The sequence below is a fragment of the Streptomyces endocoffeicus genome (assembly GCF_016741935.1).
In the GTDB taxonomy this organism is placed as follows: domain Bacteria; phylum Actinomycetota; class Actinomycetes; order Streptomycetales; family Streptomycetaceae; genus Streptomyces; species Streptomyces endocoffeicus.
In genome coordinates this window covers 438,603-456,910 of sequence record NZ_JAERRG010000002.1, presented here as the reverse complement: position 1 = coordinate 456,910, position 18,308 = coordinate 438,603, and the positions used below count along the sequence as shown (strand labels likewise).

Annotated in this window: 16 protein-coding genes; 7 read left to right on the top strand and 9 right to left on the bottom strand. The window is 69.5% G+C overall.

Annotated features, from left to right (window positions below; genetic code table 11):
• Positions 1 to 20 precede the first annotated feature (20 nt).
• From tgmC to JK364_RS09360, 4 genes are read right to left on the bottom strand one after another with little or no spacing between them, the layout of a single operon-like run.
• The gene (tgmC, locus tag JK364_RS09375) at positions 21 to 1,172 is read right to left on the bottom strand and encodes an ATP-grasp peptide maturase system methyltransferase (RefSeq protein WP_201849540.1); all 1,152 of its coding nucleotides are present in this window, start codon (positions 1,170 to 1,172) and stop codon (positions 21 to 23) included.
• Entirely contained in the window at positions 1,169 to 2,119 is a 951-nt protein-coding gene (gene tgmB, locus JK364_RS09370) for an ATP-grasp ribosomal peptide maturase (RefSeq protein ID WP_201849538.1), read from the bottom strand. The genes tgmC and tgmB overlap by 4 nt, the downstream gene beginning before the upstream one ends.
• Positions 2,116 to 2,427: a putative ATP-grasp-modified RiPP gene (gene tgmA, locus JK364_RS09365; protein ID WP_137965773.1), complete on the bottom strand. Its 312-nt coding sequence runs from the start codon at positions 2,425 to 2,427 to the stop codon at positions 2,116 to 2,118. The genes tgmB and tgmA overlap by 4 nt, the downstream gene beginning before the upstream one ends.
• Before the next feature lie 25 nt (positions 2,428 to 2,452).
• Positions 2,453 to 2,887: an ATP-binding protein gene (locus JK364_RS09360; protein ID WP_201849536.1), complete on the bottom strand. Its 435-nt coding sequence runs from the start codon at positions 2,885 to 2,887 to the stop codon at positions 2,453 to 2,455.
• 174 nt (positions 2,888 to 3,061) lie between these two features.
• Here JK364_RS09360 and JK364_RS09355 point away from each other — a divergent pair, with 174 nt between their 5' ends.
• Positions 3,062 to 4,327: an NsdA family TPR-like regulatory protein gene (locus tag JK364_RS09355; RefSeq protein ID WP_230991638.1), complete on the top strand. Its 1,266-nt coding sequence runs from the start codon at positions 3,062 to 3,064 to the stop codon at positions 4,325 to 4,327.
• Complete coding sequence (locus JK364_RS09350; RefSeq protein WP_201849534.1) at positions 4,324 to 4,884, top strand: GNAT family N-acetyltransferase; 561 nt, start codon at positions 4,324 to 4,326, stop codon at positions 4,882 to 4,884. The genes JK364_RS09355 and JK364_RS09350 overlap by 4 nt, the downstream gene beginning before the upstream one ends.
• A gap of 105 nt (positions 4,885 to 4,989) precedes the next feature.
• On the opposite strand, the gene JK364_RS09345 is transcribed toward JK364_RS09350, so the two are convergent.
• A complete protein-coding gene (locus tag JK364_RS09345) occupies positions 4,990 to 5,868 on the bottom strand; it encodes a TIGR03619 family F420-dependent LLM class oxidoreductase (protein ID WP_201849532.1) in 879 nt (292 codons plus the stop codon).
• Between the two features lie 357 nt (positions 5,869 to 6,225).
• The gene (locus JK364_RS09340; protein WP_307841203.1) at positions 6,226 to 7,008 is read right to left on the bottom strand and encodes a class II aldolase/adducin family protein; all 783 of its coding nucleotides are present in this window, start codon (positions 7,006 to 7,008) and stop codon (positions 6,226 to 6,228) included.
• Positions 7,009 to 7,135: 127 nt separating this feature from the next.
• Here JK364_RS09340 and JK364_RS09335 point away from each other — a divergent pair, with 127 nt between their 5' ends.
• Positions 7,136 to 8,875: an alpha-galactosidase gene (locus JK364_RS09335; protein WP_307841202.1), complete on the top strand. Its 1,740-nt coding sequence runs from the start codon at positions 7,136 to 7,138 to the stop codon at positions 8,873 to 8,875.
• 112 nt (positions 8,876 to 8,987) lie between these two features.
• Here the strand turns inward: JK364_RS09335 and JK364_RS09330 are convergent, their stop codons facing one another.
• A complete protein-coding gene (locus tag JK364_RS09330; RefSeq protein ID WP_201849528.1) occupies positions 8,988 to 9,629 on the bottom strand; it encodes a superoxide dismutase in 642 nt (213 codons plus the stop codon).
• A 163-nt stretch (positions 9,630 to 9,792) separates the two neighbouring features.
• Between JK364_RS09330 and JK364_RS09325 the strand changes: the two genes are divergently transcribed.
• Both JK364_RS09325 and JK364_RS09320 read left to right on the top strand, forming a co-directional pair.
• Positions 9,793 to 10,215, top strand: a complete 423-nt coding sequence (locus JK364_RS09325) for a hypothetical protein (protein ID WP_201849526.1) — start codon at positions 9,793 to 9,795, stop codon at positions 10,213 to 10,215.
• The gene (locus JK364_RS09320; RefSeq protein WP_201849524.1) at positions 10,212 to 12,416 is read left to right on the top strand and encodes a tetratricopeptide repeat protein; all 2,205 of its coding nucleotides are present in this window, start codon (positions 10,212 to 10,214) and stop codon (positions 12,414 to 12,416) included. The genes JK364_RS09325 and JK364_RS09320 overlap by 4 nt, the downstream gene beginning before the upstream one ends.
• Here JK364_RS09320 and JK364_RS09315 read toward each other — a convergent pair whose 3' ends face one another.
• A complete protein-coding gene (locus JK364_RS09315) occupies positions 12,417 to 13,844 on the bottom strand; it encodes an amino acid permease (protein ID WP_201849522.1) in 1,428 nt (475 codons plus the stop codon).
• Between the two features lie 253 nt (positions 13,845 to 14,097).
• Between JK364_RS09315 and JK364_RS09310 the strand changes: the two genes are divergently transcribed.
• Positions 14,098 to 14,691, top strand: coding sequence for a biotin transporter BioY (locus JK364_RS09310; RefSeq protein WP_201849520.1), 594 nt, complete (start codon positions 14,098 to 14,100; stop codon positions 14,689 to 14,691).
• 88 nt (positions 14,692 to 14,779) lie between these two features.
• Here JK364_RS09310 and JK364_RS09305 read toward each other — a convergent pair whose 3' ends face one another.
• The gene (locus JK364_RS09305) at positions 14,780 to 15,418 is read right to left on the bottom strand and encodes a mycothiol-dependent nitroreductase Rv2466c family protein (RefSeq protein WP_201849518.1); all 639 of its coding nucleotides are present in this window, start codon (positions 15,416 to 15,418) and stop codon (positions 14,780 to 14,782) included.
• A 170-nt stretch (positions 15,419 to 15,588) separates the two neighbouring features.
• On the opposite strand from JK364_RS09305, the gene pepN reads away from it, so the two are divergent.
• Complete coding sequence (gene pepN / locus JK364_RS09300) at positions 15,589 to 18,234, top strand: aminopeptidase N (protein WP_201849516.1); 2,646 nt, start codon at positions 15,589 to 15,591, stop codon at positions 18,232 to 18,234.
• The last annotated feature ends 74 nt before the right edge of the window (positions 18,235 to 18,308 follow it).

The following is an 18,308-nucleotide window of genomic DNA, read 5'->3' as shown; positions in this document are numbered from 1 at the left end:
GGAGACGACCGCCTTCGGGCTCAGCCGCGCGACCGCCGCCCGCCGGGCCAGCGGATGACCTGCCCCTCGTCCGGCGTCACGGTGATCTCGAACCGGTCCAGCGCCGGTGCGCCATCCGCGCGCCAGCGTGCGACCTGGGCCTCTACAGCGTCCCAGAGCCGGACCGGCCCGCCCTGCCGGACTGTCCAGCCTCCGTCGGCCTCCGTCAGCACCGCCCAGGCTCCGGCCTCCACATCGATGAGGATCTGCTGCGTCCGCCCCTCGATGGTCATGCTGATGTGCTGGGCGCGGGGGACCGCCAGCTGGGCGACGAACCGGGCCGTCCAGTCCCCTGTCAGCAGGTTGGGGCCGAGTGTCGTCCGCCGCTCCTCCCCGCTGCCGAGGTCAGGGAGCAGTCCAAGCGGCGGGGGCAGGTGCGGGCGGGCCAGCATGAACGAGATCTGTCCACCGAGGAAGCGGCCAGAGGCCGTGCCGTCGCCATGAACGGAGAGCCGGGCCAGTTCGGAGGCGTACAGCCAGCCGCCCACTGTGGCGAGCACGATTCCGCCGGGCTTGGTCTGGTCGATCCAGCTCCCGGGCATGGTCAGGACCCCGCAAGTGGCGATCACCCGGTCGTAGGGAGCGCCGTCCCGGTGCCCGGCCAGACCGTCGCCGACCACCAGCTCCGGCTGGTAGCCGCAGGCTCCCAGGGGAGCGGCAGCTCGCCCGGACACCTCGCGGTCCACCTCGACCGACACCACCGATCCATCGCCAAGCCGATGGCACAGTAAGGCGGTCGAGTAGCCGGTACCGGTGCCAATCTCCAGGACGCGGTGTCCGTCCTCGACCCGTAGCTCTTCCAACATCCTCACGACGAGGCTCGGCATCGTGCTGGACGAGGTGGGGGCCCGCATGATCTCTCCCCGGATATCTCCGGGAACCACTGTGCCCGCGACCTGAGTGACCAGGGATTCATCGGCGTAGCAGCGTTCCAGCCACCGTCCGCCCCCATCCGGGAGTACGGGGCGCCAGGCGGTCGGTAAGGTCCCTGGGAGCTGCTCGAAAAATCCGCCCCGCAGAAATTCATGACGTGGGACGGCCTCCACGGCCGCCCGCCATGGCGCGGTGCACAGACAGCCTGCTTCCCTCAAACGCTCGCCGAGCCGCGCCCGAAGCCTTTCGTCGTCCCTCATCGCGGCTCCCTCTCCAGCAGGTCGGCCATCGCCGCCATCATCGGCAGCCCGGTCTCCGGTTCCAGCCATGCCCACTGGCCGGAGGGATTGCATTCCAGAAACCACCATCGCCCGTCCCGGTCCACCGCGAAGTCAAAAGCTCCGAAGACCAGCCCGAAGTGGGTGAGGTAGCCGAACAGCGCCTCGGTGATCCCGTCCGGTGGCTGGACGACGTCGTACGTCAATCGGCTGTAGTCGGTGCGCCAGTCCAACAGGTCGGAGCAGATACGGACGCAGAACACCCGCCTGCCGATCACCGTCACCCGGACGTCCGCCACCTTGTCCACGCGTTGCTGGAACAGATGGGCGGTACCGGCCACGCCCTCTTCGATCTCGTCAGGCGTGACCTCGGCTACCTCCACCGTGCACGACGCACCCCCCACGCGGTACAGCGGCGTGGACAACGGTTTGTAGATCACCGGCGCATGGCGCCTGATGAACGCCCGAGCCGCGTCCGGGGCACTGGTGATCAGCGTTGGCGGGATACGGAAACCGGCTTCGGCGGCGGCAGCGAGGCCGGAAGGCTTGAACTCGGCGTCTCCGATGCGGTGCGGATGGTTGACGTAGCAGCAGCCGGGCAGGGCGGCCAGCACGCCGCCCAAACCGTATCGGGCCTGGGTAATGGCGAAGCGTGCCGCCTGGTCGTCCAGATGCGGAAAGGCGAATCCGGAGGGCCTCCGGTAGTACAGCGACCGTGTGCGGCTGAGATCGGCTGTCCTGGAAGGTGTGGTCAGCGTTCCGGCGATGCCGGTTCGTGTGACGGTGGCCGCGACCGACAGCGTGCAGGGGAAATCCCCGGAGTCGAAGCGCACGACCGGGACGCCCCTGCCGTGCAGTTCCTCGATCACCAGGTCGGTCGTGGGGTCGTCCAGATTGGTGACGACCAGTACCGGGCGTGTGTCGATCACTGGTCGCTGTCGTTCCCGGTGTCCTGGTCGCCGCCGCCGGAACCGCCCGGCCCGGCGCCGTCCGACGGGTTGCCGGTGTTCGTGGCGGGATTGGTGCCGGTGCTGGTTCCATGGCCCGGCATCTCCATCGCCTGACCGCGAGCGTTGAAATAGCGGGTCGTCTGGGTAACCGGATCCAGTTCCGCGCGAGCGTATCCCGGGGCGAAGGCCGGATAGGGGGCCATGCGTCGTAAGCCCCAGGGGACGGGACTGATGGCTCCCGAGGGCAGGGGTGTCCCGGCGGGGAGTCGGTCGGAGTGAGCGAACATGCGGATGCCTCCTGACGGTGGTGGATCACTTCTCTTCGTGGGGCGTACGTAACTCGGCCCAGACGCGTTTCCCCCAGGGCAGCCCGTCCGTGCCCCAACGGGCGCTGATGGCCTCGACAATCGCCAGCCCCCGCCCGTTCTCGTCCTCTGCGCTCGGCGTCCGACGCACCGGGTACGTGCGGGACTTGTCGATGACGGCGACCCGCACCCGGCGCGGGCCCGGACGGGAGACGGTGACGCGAAGACAGCGGCTGCCGCTGTGGGCGACGGCGTTGGCGACCAGTTCGGAGACGATCAGAGCTCCCGCCTCGGCGAGATCGGCCAGCCCCCATGCGGTACACGCGGCACGCACCAGGCGCCGGGCCCGTATCGCCGACTCCGCCTCGCACGGCAGGGACTGGCTGTAGGCAGGGCGGCCGGTCGCGGCGGGGCGCGTGTCATTCGAGGGCTGCACGGGCATGGTCGGTCCTTCCTGGAGAGCGGAGCATGGAGCGAAGCGCGTCCGCGGACAACCAGGTAACCGAGAGGAGTCCCGTGTGTGCATGCCGTATCCACGAGTGACCCACAGGCGGAGCCCTGTCGTTTTGACGCTTTTGGGGATCACATCGGACGATAGATCATCTAACGTTCCGCTATGCCGCGAACACGCAATGATGCCCTTGCCGCCTGGATGGCCGAGCACAAGGTCACCACCAACGAGCTCGCCGAGCGGCTCAATTCCGCGATCGCCGAATTCACGGGTTCGTACGGCACATGCACCGAACGCGGCGTCTTCCGCTGGCTCTCGGGTGAAATCGCCTGGCCCCATGCGCGCCAGCGAATCGCCCTGGAACGGGTCACCGGCCACACACCCGTCCAGTTAGGGTTCCAACCGAGGGGCCACCCAACTGGCCCGATTCCTGCCTCTCCTGAGGAGGATCCCTTGTACCGACGTGCCTTCCTTACGGCTGCGACTGCCGCCGGCGCGTCTTTGGCCGCACCCAACGCCGCCGGTCCGCGTCGTTTGGGGTCCGCCGACGTAGACCGTCTGAACGGCAAGCTCGCCGCCTTGGTGGCCATGGACGACCGCTACGGCGGCACGCTGGACCTTGAGCGACACGCAGCCGCCCTCGCCCGGGAAACCTTGAGCCTGCAACAGAGTGGTGCCGCCTCAAGCCGTATCCGATCTGAGCTGTACGCTGTCGCCGCCGCCTTCGCGACCAGCGCTATGTGGGCCGCCATCGATGGCCGCCGCCTGGACGTCGCACAGGACCATCTGAATCAGGCCGTGACGCTGTCAGGGCTGGCGGGCGATTCAGCCGTGCAGTTCAGAGTCTGGGGGCACGCCAGTGCGCTCTACTACCAGCTTGGTCGCCACACCGACGCCATGGCCGCCTCCGAGGTCTCACGCGCCACGGCGATCACCCGTCGGGATCCCTTGTTCGCCTCGCTCGCGCTGGCGCGTCTCGCGGTTGACCATGCCGACTCCGGCGATGCGAAGGCTGCCTTACGCACGCTCGACCAAGCGCAGGAAGCGTTCGACCGCGCCGATCAATCCCTCCGCAGGCCAGCATGGATGCGCTTCTTCGACCAAGCTGAACTCGACAACCTGGCCACGTTCGCGTACCTCAGTCTTGGCCAGTGGGTGGAAGCGGAACATCGTGCTCACCGTTGCCTCACCCGGCTGCGCCCCGATCTGGAGCGCAACCGCGCCCTGACCCACGCCAATCTCGCCCTCGCGCAGCTTGGTCAGGGCGACATCGAACCGGCGGTAGCTACCGCCCAAGCTGTCCCTGCGGAGATGGCCCGGCAAGGACGCGTCCGCAAAATTCTGGGCGATTTCACACACCGGCTGAATGCCATGGCATCAGACACCCGCGAAGCCCACGATTGGCTCGACCATAGGACGGCGATCGCATGACCGATACCAGCTCCGTCAGTTTCCGCCATGTGACCGACGTGGAGAAGGTGCGTCAGCTCCTGCTTGATATTCACGTCGAGGTACGTGGGGACTTCGGCTTGTTGGATCGGCCCTTCTACGCCGTCGACCGCTTCGACGAACGCTTGAGCAGCTATGCCTCCCGTCCCGGCTGGGAAGCAGTTGTCGCCGAGGAAGCAGGCGAGCCGGTGGGCTACGTCTTCGCAACACCACTCGGTCCCAGCACCGCGTGGTGGGAGGATATGAAGCCGCCCCTCTCGAAGGACTACACGCGGGAGACGGGTGACCGGACTCTGGCCCTGAACGAAATCCTCGTCCGAGCCCCCTGGCGGGGTACCGGCATTGCCCGTCGGCTTCACGAAGAACTGCTTGCCGGACGCGCAGAACAACGCGTCACACTCCTGGTCAACCCGCAGACTGCGAACGGTCGACTGAAAGCCGTCTACGAGTCCTGGAAATACCGCCAGATCGGAACGCAGCAACCGTTCCCCGACTCTCCGGTGTTCGCCGCCATGATGCGCGACCCGCTCCGCCCCTGACCCAAGGTCTCGCTTGGTCCACAGGATCACGCGGGCTGGTGGTGCATCGAGGGACAGATGCCGGCGCACGTCTCACTCCGCACTCAGCGAAGCGTCAACTTCTGATTACGCCTCTGTCTCAATATCGGTGTCTTTGACGATGAAGCGTTCTGCGAATCGTGACAGCTCGTCATGCTGTTCGTTCGGGTCTTCGGCTGTGGCGCTGACGACGACACGGGTGACACCTTGGGCGGCGAGTTCTGACAGCTCTTCGCCGGTCATGTTGATTCCGGCCCACCGCGTGTATTCGAGGCGATCCGGGTCCCGCCCGGACTCCTTTGCCGTTGCGCGGACCACTTTCCACTGAGCCGTGCGTTCTTGAAGGGCCAACGCACCTCCCGCGAAATATCCGTCTCCACGCAGGCCGGCCCTACGTGCGGCGCGACGGCTCGACCCACCGACGTGGATGGGCAGCGTCCTCGCCTGGTACGGCTTCGGGGACTGCACGAGATTGTTGAAGGAGAAGAACTCGCCCCGGAAACTGACGCCCTCTTCGCCGCCCGACCACAGCAGGCGCAGCGCGTCGATCGCTTCGTCGGCGCGTCGCCCACGGGTGTGGAAGTCGATCCCTGTCGCCGACGCATCCTGTGGGAGGAGGCCCAATCCGACAGTCAGCAACCGCATCCGGCCCTTGGACAAGACGTCGATGGTCGCCAGCTGTTTGGCGAGCACCACCGGATGCCGATACGGCAGCAGCAGCACTCCGGTGCCCAGCAGGAGCCGCTCGGTCGCGGCAGCGACATAGGCGAGGGTGTCGAGCGGGTCGAGGAACGGGCGTGAGAGCGGCACTTCGAAATTGTGCAGTTTCGCCCCGGGAAACAGGACGAGGCGCTCGGGCAGATAGAGGCCCTCGAACCCGCACGCCTCCGCGTGCCGCGCATAGGCGACGAGCTGATCCGGATCATCGCCCGACTGACCGCCGTTGTAGGTAACCGCGAACTTCATACCCGCTCCTTCCGGCGGTCGGTCCCTGCCGCCGCAGATTCTGGTCTCGGCTGGCGATTCTGCGGCAAGATCGGGGGCTTGCCGCAAGCCCCCCAGTGCGCTATACGTTGAGCATGGCAAGGAGTAGTGGTTTCCTTGCCTTTCCTCTTCCGCTGTGGACGGAACAGCCTTGTGGCGAACCGGCAGCGCTTCGCGTACAGGGCTTCGCATGGCCCCAGAAAAGACTTCCATGGGCCGCACGCCGCCTTAACATTTCCCTCGGAATGAGTTCAGCCGTCGCCAGCAGGTCATGCCCGAGCCGAAGCCGAATTCCTGCGGCAGGTGTTCCTACCCAGCACCCCCGAATCATCAGCCCCGTCAGTCCCGGTGGTCGGGTGCGATGCGCTCCACCAGGCGGAGGAGGGCGGACCAGGCGAGGGTGTACGCCTGGTCGTCCTGGAAGTCGGAGCCGTGGTCCTCGCCCGCCAGCTGGCGGGCGGTGAGCTCGCAGATGTCCGGGTCGGGCATGGTGAGCTTCGCGCCTCCGGCCATGGCCGTGGTCTGGATCTCGCACGCCTTGTCCAGGTAGTACATCCGCAGGAACGCCTCGCCCGGGGTCTCGCCTACGGTCAGCAGACCGTGGTTGCGCAGGATCAGGGCGGGGTGGTCGGCGAGGTCGGCGACGAGGCGGCGCTGTTCGGCGAGGTTGAGGGCGACGCCCTCGTAGTCGTGGTAGCCGACCCTGTCGTAGAACTCCATGGAGATCTGGTTGAGCGGGAGCAGACCGTCCTCCTGCGCGGCGACGGCGCAGCCCGCCTTGGTGTGGGTGTGCAGGACGCAGTGGGCGTCGGGGCGGGCGGCGTGGATGGCGCTGTGGATGACGAAACCGGCGGGGTTGACGGGGTGCGGGGTGTCCTCGACGGGGCGGCCGGAGAGGTCGACCTTGACCAGGTTCGACGCGGTGATCTCCTCGAAGAGCAGGCCGTACGGGTTGATCAGGAAGTGGTGCTCGGGTCCGGGGACGCGGACGGAGATATGCGTGAAGATCAGGTCGGCCATCCGGAAGTGGGCCACCAGGCGGTAGACGGCGGCGAGTTCGCGGCGCAGCCGCCATTCCTCGTCGAGGGGCGCCTGTTCGGCGCGGTGGGGCGAAGCGGACACGGTAAGGACTCCCTCGGTGCGGGGTGACGGTGACGTCAGGGGACAGTTTCCCCACGCACACCTCTTGTCACCGAACGACCGGGTCCACAGAATCCTTCGGAGACCAGCTACGGCCCATATCGCGAACATGGTTCGACATACCGAATGGGAGTGGTTCCTGATGCGTCCCGCCCTTCGCCGCCTCCGCCGCCCGCCGCGCTTATCCCGCCACGAACGGCCACGGCCCAGGCCCAGGCGCCTGGTCGGGGCGCTGCTGGCCGGTCTGCTGACCGCCACCGGGATGGGCTTCACCGGGTTCGACCTCACCGGGCTGGGCACCGTGGCGTACGCGGCGCCTTCGGCCGATGCGCCCTACGCCGCCAATACGGCCCCCGCCACCGGAAAGCCCCTGGCCGCCGCCCCGCAGACCGACGTACCCGCCGCTCCCATGGGCTGGGCCTCCTGGAACAGCCTCGCCAGCCAGATCGACTACGACACGATCAAGGCTCAGGTGGACGCGCTGGTGTCCTCGGGCATGGGCGAGGCCGGGTACGAGTACGTCAACATCGACGAGGGCTGGTGGTGGGGCACCCGCGACAGCAAGGGCGACATCACCGTCGACACCAAGCAGTGGCCCAGCGGGATGAAGGCCATCGCCGACTACATCCACAGCAAGGGGCTCAAGGCCGGGATCTACACCGACGCCGGAAAGAACGGCTGCGGCTACTTCTATCCCACCCCGCCGGGCACCCCGCCCGCCCCGGGCAGCGGCAGCGAGGGCCACTACGAGCAGGATCTGCGGGCCTTCCAGGAGTGGGGCTTCGACTACGTCAAGGTCGACTGGTGCGGGGGCCAGGACGAGGGGCTCGACCAGGAGACCACCTACCGGGCGCTCAGCGAGGCGAACAAGGCGGCGACCGCCGTCACCGGCCGCCGCCTGGTGCTGTCGCTGTGCGAATGGGGCTCGGGGCGGCCGTGGAACTGGGCCGCGGGCGTGGGCGATCTGTGGCGTACCAGCACCGACATCATCTACTGGGGCCAGACGCCCTCGCCCACCGCGATGCTGTCCAACTTCGACCAGGGCCTGCACCCCACCGCCCAGCACACCGGCTACTACAACGACCCGGACATGCTCATGGTCGGTATGAAGGGCTCCAACGCCACGCTCGACCGCACCCATATGAGCCTCTGGGCGATCTCCGGCGCCCCACTGCTCGCCGGGAACGACCTCACCACCATGACGCGCGAGACCGCGGCCACCCTCACCAACCCCGAGGTCATCGCCGTCGACCAGGACCCGCGCGGGCTCCAGGGCGTGAAGGCCGCCGAGGACACCGCGGGGCTGCAGGTGTACGCCAAGGTGCTGTCCGGCACCGGGAAGCGCGCCGTGCTGCTGCTCAACCGCACCTCCGCCGCCAAGCCCATCACCGCCCGTTGGACCGACCTCGGGCTGACCGGCGCCGCCGCCTCCGTCCGTGACGTCTGGAAGCGCGCCTCGGTGGGCAGCCACAGCGGCGGCTACACGGCCACCGTCCCGGCCGGGGAGGCCATCCTGCTGACCGTCTCGGGCACGGAGGCCCCCGGCACCGCGTACCAGAGCACCACCGGCTCCTTCACCGTCACCGCCAAGACGGCGGGGCTGAAACTGGCCGACCTCACCTACGCCAACGGCGACGCCGCCCCGCGCACCGCCACCCTGCGCGTCGGCGGCCAGTACGCCACCACGCTCGCCCTGCCGCCCACCGGCTCCGCCACCGCCCGCCGCACCGTCTCCGTCCTGCTCTCCCTGGCCAAGGGCGCCAACACGGTGACCGTGAGCGGGGGCCCGGACACCATCAGCGTCCAGGACCTCCCGGGCGCCGACGGCGTCCAGATCGTCGGCGGCTGAACGGCGGGGCCCCCGCGCGAGTCGACCGCGCGGGGGCCCCTTTTCCGCCTGCCCGGTGTTCGGTGAGAAGACGATCACGCGGGCAGGGGGTCTTGAGCGCTCCGGACCACGGTTACGGGGCCAGCAGCAGACTGTGGGCGCGCTGCTTGGCGGCCGCGTAACGGCGCGCCACATCCTGCCAGTTGACGACCTTCCACATGGCCTCGATGAAGTCCACCTTCTGGTTCTTGTACTGCAGATAGAAGGCGTGCTCCCAGGCGTCGAAGACCAGGATCGGCACCGAGCCCTGCCCCACGTTCCCCTGGTGGTCGTAGACCTGCTCGACCACCAGCCGCCCGCTGACCGGCTCGTACGCCAGCACGCCCCAGCCCGAGCCCTGGGTGGTGGCGGCGGCCTTGGACAGCTGGGCCTTGAAGCCCGCGAAGGACCCGAAGTGCTCGGCGATGGCGTCGGCCAGTTCCCCGACACCGTCCCTCTCCAGCGGCTCGCCGCCACCGTCACCGGTCATGTTGTGCCAGTAGATGCTGTGCAGGATGTGGCCGGACAGATGGAAGGCCAAGTTCTTCTCGAGCCCGTTGATCGAGCCCCACTGATCCTTGTCCCGCGCCTCCGCGAGCTGCTCCATCGTGTCGTTCGCACCCTTGACGTACGCGGCGTGGTGCTTGTCGTGGTGCAGCTCGATGATCTCGGGGCTGATGACCGGGGCCAGCTCCGAGTAGTCATACGGAAGTTCAGGAAGTGTGTAGATGGCCATGCGAAGCCCTTCGGACCGCTTATTGCAATTAACTTGCAAGTACAGGCTAACAGCAAGAGCGTTTCCGGGTCCTGCGGCGACATGCATCCGTAGTGGCTTGATCCGATCCCTATGCGGGAAGAACGGCGGCCCTATGATCAAAGGTCGCTCGAAGGGGGAGGGCATGGATCCGCAGATCGCCGATCTCGCGAGGACGGCGGGCACCACCATGGTCACGCTGATGGCCACCACTGCCTGGGAGTCGGCCAGGGACGGCCTGGTCTCGCTCTGGCAGAGGTTCCAGCCCAACAGGGCCGACGGCATCGGCGAGGAGTTCGAGGCCAGCCGCGACGATCTGCTGCTCGCACGTGAGACGGGCGACGCGGAGTCCGAGGCGGAGCTGGCCGCCGAATGGCAGGGCCGGGTACGTCGACTGCTGATGGCCCAGCCGGAGGTGGCGGACGAACTGCGCCGCATCCTCGACGAGTTGAGCCCCAGCCTCCCCGATCAGCGCCCCGCCGTCGGCGAAATCCGTATGACGGCCGAGGCGTCCGGCAGCGGCCGGGTCTACCAGGCCGGGCGCGACCAGCACATCACCGAGCGGTGAGCGACCCCATGCCGATCGACGGCCGCGCGTCCGGGCAGGGCCGGGTCTTCCAGACCGGCGGCGACCAGTACATCGAGGAGCATCACCACCACTACGGGGCCGGACCGGGGTCCCTCCTCGCACCACAGCCCGTCGGCGCCCGGCCGCCCCGGGGCGCGTCGGTCCCCGACTCCGTAAGGGTGCCGCTCGTCGGCCGGGCGCCGGGCATCCTGCGGGACCGCGCCGACCTCATGGAGCGGCTGCGAGCGGCCGTCACCGGCCCCGGTGGCGACATCCACGTCCTGCACGGCCTGGGCGGCTGCGGCAAGACGGCGGTGGCGCACGCGCTCTTCACCGAAGCCGTAAGGGACCACGGACGCGTCGGGCTCTGGGTGAACGCCTCGGAGCGGATCTCCCTGCGCGGCGGCATGCTCGCCGTGGCGGGCGACCGGGGCGCGACGGCAGGAGAGCTGGCCGCCGCGGCCGGCGGTCAGCGCGCCGCGGCCGACCTGGTCTGGCACTACCTGGACCACTCCGCCCAGCGCTGGCTGCTGGTCCTGGACAACGCCGACGACCCGACGGCCCTGGAGGAGGGCGGCTGGCTGCGCACCAGCCCCCTCGGTACCGTCTTGGTGACCACGCGGCACGCGACGTCGCCGCTGTGGCGGGGCGCTGGGTCGGCCCGGCACCCCGTCGGCGTCCTTCCCGAGGCCGACGCCGCGCAGGTCCTGTGCGACCTGGCCCCCGACGCGGGCACCGCCGAGTCGGCGCGGAAGGTGGCGCGACGGCTGGGGTGTCTGCCGCTGGCCCTGACCCTTGCGGGCTCGCATCTGTCGCATCAACTCCTGGAATCGTGGTCCATGGACGAGTACGACCGGAAACTGAGCGAGGACTCGACGGCACTCGTCGACCGGGGCGCGGCGGGCTCCGGCAGCGGCCAGTCCCGCCATCTCGTCGGCCGCACCTGGCAGTTGTCCCTGGACGCCCTTGCCGGGCAGAGCCTGCCGGAGGCGACGACCCTGCTACGGCTGCTGTCCTGCTGGGCGGCGGACCCGGTGCCGCTGTCCGTGCTGATGCCGGTGGCACGGGGTGAGGTGGATTTCGGCCATCTCGACCCGCCGCTCGCGGCGGACCGGGTCGAGCCCGCGCTGCGCGGACTGCTCGACCATTCGCTGATCGGGATGGTCGAGGCGGACGGGCGCCGGTGCGTGGAGGCTCATGGGGTGCTGCTGGACAGCGTCGCCGCCGGGGTTCCGGACGCGCAACGCGCGGCGCTGGCCGAGGGTGCGGGCCGGTTGCTGGAGGCGGCGCTGCCGCCGGACGAAGCCGTGCCCACCGGTACTCCCACGGGGTGGGAACTGTTCGCCCCGCATATCTCCCGGCTGCTGCGGACGGCCCCGGGGGAACGGCCTGTCGGGCTGGCGGTGCGCATCACTCGGCTGATGCGTCACGCGGGGAACCACCCCGGTGCCCTGAAACAGGCCCGGTACGCCGCGGATGCCGCCGAGCGGTGCCTGGGGAGGGAACACCCTGTCTTTCTCGCCGCGCGTGACGCCGAGGCCTGGGCGCTCCACTACCTGGCACACTTCTCGGACGCCGAGGCGGTGCATCGGCAGACGCTGGCCGCGCGCGAGAGGATCCTCGGCCCGGACCACCCGGAGACCCTGCGGAGCCATCTGGGCCTGGCGCTGTCCCTGAACCTGGTGGGCCGTAACGAGGAGGCCGTGCGGTCGTTCCGCAGCGCGGTCGACGGCCAACGGCGGGTACTGGGCGCGGATGCCGCGGAGACGCTTTTCAGCCGAGTGTCGACCCTCGAACCCCTGTCGCAGCTGGGCAGGTCAGGAGAGTTCGACGAAGCGGCACAGGTCATCGAGGACTGTGCCCAGCTCCTCCCGCCCGATCACCTCACCACCGTCCTGGCCCATCACTGCTACGGCGAAGGACTGCGCGTTCTCGGCCGCTACGCGGAAGCGGAGTCCGTGGCCCGCCGAACGCTGGCGGACCGGACCCGGCTGCAAGGGCCGGAACACCCGCTGACCCTGGCGGTACTGTCCCTCACCGCCCGGGTCGCCCGTGGGCTGGGCAAGTACGGCGAGGCCATCGCGACGCTCCAGGAACTCATCGAACGCCGCGAACAGGTGCTCGGATCCGAGCACCTGTTCGTCATCGAGAACCGCGAGTGGCTCGCCGAATGGCAGGCCGAGGCCGAAGCCCGGCCCTGATCAGCCCGGCTGCCGCTGCGCCGCCACCCGCTGCCGTACGTATCCGATGATGGCGAGGGCGATCGCCATCACGGCCGTGGCGTACAGCTGGCTGCGGGTGTCGGCCTCGCGCAGCATCAGCACCAGCACCCCGACCGTGGCCGCCAGGGCGACCCAGGTCAGATACGGGAAGAGCCACATCTTCACCACGAGCTTCTCCGGGGCCTCCCGCTGCAGGCGGCTCCGCATCCGCAGCTGGGCGGCGGCGATGAAGCCCCAGACCACCAGCACCGCGGCGCCGACCATATTGAGCAGCCACTTGAAGATGGTGTCCGGCCACCAGTAGCTGAGCAGCACCGCGACGAAGCCGAAGAAGGAGGAGGCGAGCACGGTGAGGCGGGGCACGCCGCCGGTGACCCGGCCCAGGAAGGCGGGGCCCTCGCCGCGGGTGACCAGGGAGTAGGACATCCGGGAGGCGCCGTAGATGTTGGCGTTCATCGCGGAGAGCAGCGCGATCAGCACGATCACGTTCATGATGTCGCCGGCCGCGGGGATGTCGAGGTGGTTGAGCACGGCCACGTACGGGCCCTCCTCGACCACGGACTTGTCGTTCCACGGGATGAGCGTGACCACGACCAGCATCGAGCCGACGTAGAAGAGGGCGATGCGCCACATCGCGGTGCGCACCGCGCCCGCGACGCTCTTGACCGGGTTCTCGGACTCGGCCGCCGCGATGGTCACCGTCTCCAGGCCGCCGTAGGCGAAGACGGAGGCCAGCAGGCCGACGACCAGGCCGTTCACGCCATTGGGCAGGAAGCCGCCGTCACCGCTGAGGTGGGAGCCGCCCGGGGCGTCGGTGCCCGGCAGGACGCCGAGGATCGCGAGCACACCCAGGGCGAGGAAGACCGTGATCGCGGCGATCTTCAGCGCGGCGAACCAGAACTCGAACTCGCCGAAGTTGCTGACCGCCGCGAGGTTCGTGCCGCAGAACATCGCCATGAAGAGGGCGACCCACATCCAGGATTCGCTGCCCGGGAACCACTGGACCATGATCCCGGCGGCGCCGATCGCCTCGGCGGCGATGCCCACGCACAGCAGGATCCAGAACATCCAGCCCACCGTGAACCCCGCCCAGGGCCCGATCGCCCGCTCGGCGTGCACGGAGAACGAGCCGGAGGCCGGGTTGGCCGCCGACATCTCGCCGAGCATCCGCATCACGAGCATCACCAGCAGCCCGGACACCGCGTAGGCGACCACGATCGACGGACCGGCGGCGGCGATTCCGGCGCCGGAGCCGACGAACAGCCCCGCGCCGATCACGCCGCCGAGGGCGATCATCGACAGATGGCGCTGCTTGAGGCCGTGGGAGAGCGGCGGCGTGGCGCTCGCGCCCGTGCCGGTCGCCTCGGCGGCGCCCGATGGCGCCGAGGACGCGGGTGTCCGGTTCATTCTTCTTCTCTGTCCCTTACGAGCGCCGGTGGCGGATGCAAAACGTCCCTAGTGTGAAGGGCGTGTCCTATGGGGACAACATCGCGGACAATCTTTTCTGGATATCGAACACTCGCGTCACGCTCCGTATCAGGGCCGTCTGCCGGAAGCTGCCAAGCCGATGCGTCCGGCTTTGTGGCCATCCGACGGTGTCCGCGGCCCCCACGCTGGGTTAGCGTCCCGGTATCCACCCTCTGACCTGGGAGCATCGCTGATGAGCACGGTTTCTGCCGCCGCCACACCCGGTACGGTCCTCGCGGACGCGGTCTTTCCCGCCCGGCGCGTCCTGGCCCGGGACACCGCGCTGGTCATCGGGGGCGCCGTGCTCACCGGTCTCGCGGCCCAGATCTCGGTGCCCGTCCCCGGCTCGCCGGTGCCGGTGACCGGCCAGACCTTCGCCGCCCTGCTGGTCGGCACCTCACTGGGCGCCCGGCGCGGCTTCCTGTCGCTGGCGCTGTACACCCTGGTCGGCATGGCGGGCGTGCCGTGGTTCGCCGAGGGCAGCTCCGGCGCCGCCATGCCGTCGTTCGGCTATGTGCTCGGCATGCTGCTGGCGGCCACCGTGGTGGGCGCGCTCGCCCGGCGCGGCGGCGACCGCGGGGTGCTGCGCACCGTGGGCACCATGGCGGTCGGCTCGGCGGTCACCTACGCCGTGGGCGTCCCGTACCTGGCGCTGGCCACCCATATCTCCCTCGGTGAGGCGATCGCGGCCGGGCTCACCCCCTTCCTGATCGGTGACGCCCTGAAGGCCGCCCTGGCGATGGGCGTGCTCCCGGCCGCCTGGAAGCTGGTGGGCCGCCGCGGCTGAGCCGACAGCCGGAAGCCGATGGAGAACGGAAAAGGGCCCCCGCGCGGTCGACTCGCGCGGGGGCCCTGCCGTGACAGCGGAAGAGGGGTCAGTCGAAGATCGGGCCGACCGTGCGGGTCCGCTTGATCTCGTAGAAGCCGGGGATCGAGGCGACCATCAGGGTGCCGTCCCAGAGCTTGGCGGCGTCCTCGCCCTTGGGGGCCGGGGTGACCACGGGACCGAAGAAGGCGATCTGCTCACCGTCCGAGCCCGGGACGGCGATGACGGGGGTGCCCACGTCCTCGCCGACCAGGTCGATGCCCTCCTTGTGGGAGGCGCGCAGCTCGGTGTCGTACGCGTCGGAGTCGGCGAAGTCGGCGAGCTCGGCGGGGAGACCGACCTCCTCGAGGGCGGCCACGATCGTCTCGCGGCTCCCCCGCTCCAGGCCCTGGTTGTGGTAGCGGGTGCCGAGGGCGGTGTAAAGGGGGCCGAGGACCTCGCTGCCGTGCTGCTGCTCGGCGGCGATGCAGACCCGGACCGGGCCCCAGGCGGTCTTCAGCAGCTCGCGGTACTCCTCGGGCAGCTCATCGAGCTTGGACTCGTTGAGCACGGCGAGGCTCATGACGTGCCAACGCACCTCGACCGGGCGCACCTTCTCCACCTCGAGCATCCAGCGCGAGGTCATCCAGGCCCAGGGACACCCCGGATCGAACCAGAAATCGACGGGCGTCTTGGCAGTCTCGGTCATGGTTTCTCCTCGAACGGGCACGTTGATATCGCAAACGAATAGAGAGCTGGCTGCTTCAGCCAACGCGCGCGGGAGGGGGCTCATTCCCCGATGCCGCGTGTCGGTGCCCCGTGACATGATTCCCGCTGTCCGATATCCGAGATGCGAGACATTGGCGAGGGAGCCGCGTCGTGCCCGGTGAGAACCTGACCCGTGACGAGGCCCGTGAGCGGGCGAAGCTGCTGGCCGTCGAGGGTTACGAGGTGGCGCTCGATCTGCGGTCCGCGGTGGGTGAGCACACCGGGTCCGGGCCGCGCGCCTTCCGCTCCACCACGACGATCCGCTTCCGCTGCGCCGAGCCGGGCGCGGCGACCTTCGCCGATCTGCTGGCGCCCTCGGTGACCTCGGTGCGGCTCAACGGGCGGGAGCTGGACCCGGCGGCGGTCTTCGACGGCTCCCGGATCGCGCTGGAGGGCCTCGCCGCGGAGAACGAGCTGGTGGTGGACGCGCAGTGCGCGTACAGCCGGACCGGCGAGGGGCTGCACCGCTTCGTGGACCCGGAGGACGGCGAGGTCTACCTCTACACCCAGTACGAGCCGGCCGATTCCCGCCGGGTCTTCGCCAACTTCGAACAGCCCGACCTCAAGGCCCCGTTCACCTTCTCGGTGACCGCCCCGGAGGGCTGGACGGTGCTGAGCAACGGGGCGGTGGACCGGGTGGAGCCGTCCGGCGCCGACGACACCGCGGCGACCAGCCACTTCGTGACGACCCAGCCCATCTCGACATACATCACGGCCGTGGTCGCCGGTCCGTACCACTACGTGAGCGACCACTACCGCCGCACACTGCCGGACGGCTCGGCGCTGGAGATCCCGCTGGGCGCGCTCTGCCGCAAGGGGCTGGCCAAGCACTTCGACGCGGACGACATCTTCACCATCACCAAGCAGGGCCTGGACTTCTTCCACGACCACTTCGACTATCCGTACCCGTTCGGCAAGTACGACCAGGCGTTCGTGCCGGAGTACAACCTCGGCGCGATGGAGAACCCGGGCTGTGTGACCTTCCGGGAGGAGTTCATCTTCCGCGGCAAGGTCACCCAGGCCTCCTACGAGGGCCGGGCGAACGTCATCCTGCACGAGATGGCGCACATGTGGTTCGGCGACCTGGTCACCATGGAGTGGTGGGACGACCTGTGGCTCAAGGAGTCGTTCGCCGACTTCATGGGGGCCTTCTCGCTGGTCGGGGCGACCCGCTTCACCGACGGCTGGATCACCTTCGCCAACCGCCGCAAGGCATGGGCGTACCGCGCCGACCAGCTGCCGTCCACCCATCCGATCACAGCCGACATCCGTGACCTGGAGGACGCCAAGCTCAACTTCGACGGGATCACCTACGCCAAGGGCGCGTCCGTGCTCAAGCAGCTGGTGGCCTATGTCGGGCAGGACGCCTTCCTGGAGGGCGCGCGGCGCTACTTCAAGCGGCACGCGTACGGCAACACCAGGCTGTCGGACCTGCTGTCGGTGCTCGGCGAGACCTCGGGGCGGGACATGGCCACCTGGTCGCGCGCCTGGCTGGAGACCGCGGGGGTCAACGCGCTCACACCGCACGCCACCTATGACGCCGAGGGGCACATCACCGAGCTGGCCGTGGTCCAGGAGGCCGCCGAGTCCGCTGGTTCCGAATATGCGGCTCCGCCGCGTGGGGAGCTGCGGCCGCACCGGGTGGCCGTGGGGCTGTACCGCAAGGAGGCCCCGGCCGGGGAGCGCCCCGGGGCGCTGGTGCGCTACGCCCGCGCCGAGGTGGACGTCGACGGCCCCCGTACGGTGATCCCCGAGCTGACCGGCGCCTCCCGGCCCGATCTGATCCTGGTCAACGACGACGACCTCACCTACTGCAAGATCCGCTTCGACGAGGGCTCGCTGGACACCCTGCGCGAGCACCTCGGCGAGCTGACCGACCCCCTCGCCCGCGCCCTGAGCTGGTCCGCGCTGTGGAACCTCACCCGCGACGCGCTGCTGCCCGCCCGCGACTACCTGGAGCTGGTGCGGCGGTTCGCCGGGGCCGAGAGCGACATCGGGGTGCTCCAGATGGTCCAGGCGTGGGCGCTGTCCGCCCTGCACCACTACTCGGCGCCGGACGCGCGCGAGGAGGCCGCCGCCCGGCTGGCCGAGGGCGCGCTGAGCGAGCTGCGGCTGGCCGAGCCGGGCAGCGGGCACCAGCTGGCCTGGGCGCGGTTCTTCGCGCAGGTCGCCTTCGCCGACTCCGAGCTGCGGCTGCTGCGCGGGCTACTGGACGGCACGGCCCGGATCGACGGACTGGCTGTGGACCAGGAGCTGCGCTGGACGTTCCTGGCCGCGCTGGCCTCGAGCGGCCAGGCCGACGAGGAGCTGATCGCCGCCGAGCTGGCCCGCGACGACACCGCCTCCGGCAAGCGCCACCAGGTGCGGTGCCTGGCCGCCCGGCCCTCCGCCGCGGTCAAGGCCGAGGCGTGGGACGCGGTGGTGGAGTCCGACCGGCTCTCCAACGCCCTGGTGGAGGCCACCATCTCCGGTTTCGACCAGCCGGGCCAGCGGGAGCTGCTGGCGCCGTACGCACCGCGCTACTTCGAGGTGATCGAGCGCGTCTGGCAGGAGCGGTCGATCGAGATCGGGATGGCGATCGTGCGCGGGCTGTTCCCGGCCGCCCAGGGCGACAACCGCGCCCTGGACGCGGCCGACGCCTGGCTGGACGGGCACCCGGACGCGGCCCCCGCGCTGCGCCGACTGGTCCTGGAGGCCCGCGACGACCTCGCCCGCGCCCTGCGTGGCCAGGAGTGCGACGCGAGGGCGGCCGCCTGACGCGAGCGTTCGGCCGAACCGGGAGCTCCTCCGACCGAAGCGGGACCTTCGACCGAAGCGGGAGCTTCTCCGGG